Source organism: Dietzia cercidiphylli (genome assembly GCF_014145145.1).
GTDB classification, from domain to species: Bacteria; Actinomycetota; Actinomycetes; order Mycobacteriales; family Mycobacteriaceae; genus Dietzia; species Dietzia natronolimnaea.
The window spans coordinates 1-2,088 of record NZ_JAALEA010000302.1 but is presented as its reverse complement, the minus strand read 5'-3'; the positions used below and the strand labels follow the sequence as shown (position 1 = coordinate 2,088).

The following is a 2,088-nucleotide window of genomic DNA, read 5'->3' as shown; positions in this document are numbered from 1 at the left end:
CGTACCAGTCGTCGGCTCCGGCGACGGGCGCGGACATGCCCTGCTGGGCGGCGGCCGCGCGCTCGGCCTGACCCCACCTGGGCAGAGGCTCCGGCGAGGGCTTGCCCTCGACGCGCCCCGGGGTGGCGACCCCGGTCTCGAGGAACTCCATCACCACCGCGTCGACGGCAGCGTTTCCGGTGCGGAAGGTGCCGTGCTCGCCGCCGCCGACGACGACCAGCGTCCCGTCGAGCGTCTCGACGACCCTGTGGGCACCGGCGATCGGGGTGACGGCGTCCTTCTCCGAGTGCAGGACGAGCGGCTTCTGGTCGAGGGCGTCGCCGTTCGGCTGGATGGTGCGTGCGACCGGCGCCCAGCCCACACAGTCGTCACCGGCGGCCTCGGCCGCGGCGCGGGTGGTGAGCTTGTTGCCGCCCGTGTAGCGGTCCGCCTTGGCAGCCATGACGCCGAGCTCGCTCGGCGGCGAGGCGGTCTCGTTGCACGTGATGATCGCGTTCATCTCGATGTCGGTGCGGAAGACCGGCGAGCGGCTCTCCTGCGCGGCGACGATCCTGGCGGCCGTCGGGTAGTCGACCCGGGCGATGTTGCCGCCGTCGTTGTAGTACTTGAGCATGTGCGCCAGCATCGGCCACGCCTGCTCGGAGTAGGTCGCGCCCACCGTGGCGTCGTACAACCCGGTGGTGGCGTTGTTGGTCAGACCCTGCAGCGCGACGGCGCGACCGAGGCCCTCGACGCGGGCGAGGGCGGGCGCGGTGCCGTTGATGGTGTCCAGCGCGGGCCGCTCGAGCGGGGTGCCCCGCAGCTCGACGGGCAGGTCGCGGGTCTCGGCCGGCGGCGGGGTGAGGTTGGCGGGTCCCCCCACCTCCTGGTCGGTGACCCACTTCCAGGAGTGGAACACCTTGCGCGGGGTGTCGCCGAGGCCGTAGTAGTCGTCGCGCTCGGCGATCCACGTGAAGATGTCGTTCAGTCGTCGCTCCTGGGCGAGCGCGCCCTGTTCGGCCTGGGTGGACCACCGCCAGTCGGGGTGCGTGTTGGAGTCCAGCACCATGCGGCCGGTGTGCTCGGGGAACAGGGTCGCGAAGTCGGTGCCGATCGCGGTGCCGTAGGACACGCCCACGTAATCGATCTCGGCGAGCCCGAGCGATTCGCGGACGGCGTTCATGTCGCGGGCCGCGTTCTCGGTGGTGAACGAGGCCATGTAGGCCGGATCGGTCCCGAAGCAGGCGTCGTGCAGCGCGTTGGCGGTGGTGGGGCCGACGAAGGCGACGTCACAGGTCATCGGGTTGGAGCCGTAGAGGCCACGCGGCTGGACGGCCACGAGGTCGTGGTTCTCGTACAGGCCGGCGGGCGCGGTGCCGTCGAACGCGGGGCTCCAGAAGTTGAGGGCGTAGTTGCCGGGGCCGCCGGGGTTGCCGAAGACGGCCGACCGGGCCTGCCCGGAGGACGCCTTGATGCGGGTCAGTGCGACCTCGGTCCGGGCGCCGTCGGGCTGGCTGTAGTCGACGGGGACCTCGACGGTCCCGCACTCGAGACCGGCCGGCACGTATTCGGCCTCGATCCCGAGCATCTCGGTACAGTCCTGCCACTTGACCGGGGCGGCGGCAGCCACTCCGGTACCAAGAAGTGCGATCGCCCCAACGACCGCGGTGGTGCCAACGAAAGTGCTAGACGGCTGCACCGATCCCCGATTCCATGTTCTGTAGATGACTGCCAGACGAATCGGACGCCGCGACCGCTCAAGTTCACGAGCGTCACAAGCGTCCGAACCGCTCCAAATGTAGCCTGTGGCCGGTGCCACGCCGCACCAACTGGCACCGACTCAGGGAACCGTCATCCGATCGTTACCGCGTGCGGGGTCGGTGCCGAAAAGGTGCAGGCAGAAGTGGATATATCACTGTTCATGCCGGCTGCCGCGGGTCAGCAACGCGAGCGTGGTGGCGACCATCGCGACCCCGGCCGACAGCGTGGCCGCCAGCAGCAGCCAGGGCTCGGTGTAGGTCCGCAGGATCACACCGTCGACGGGCGGGTCGACCTCGGGCGGCCGGACGGCCACGAGGTCGCGCGACAACCACCACAACACCACCGCCA

At 70.4% G+C, this 2,088-nt stretch carries 2 protein-coding genes; both read right to left on the bottom strand.

Annotated elements, in window-relative coordinates:
• Positions 1-1,609 (bottom strand): alpha/beta fold hydrolase (locus G6028_RS11205; protein WP_182658887.1); only part of this gene is annotated, 1,609 nt, incomplete at its 3' end.
• 282 nt (positions 1,610-1,891) lie between these two features.
• Positions 1,892-2,088 (bottom strand): hypothetical protein (locus tag G6028_RS11200; protein ID WP_182658886.1); only part of this gene is annotated, 197 nt, incomplete at its 5' end.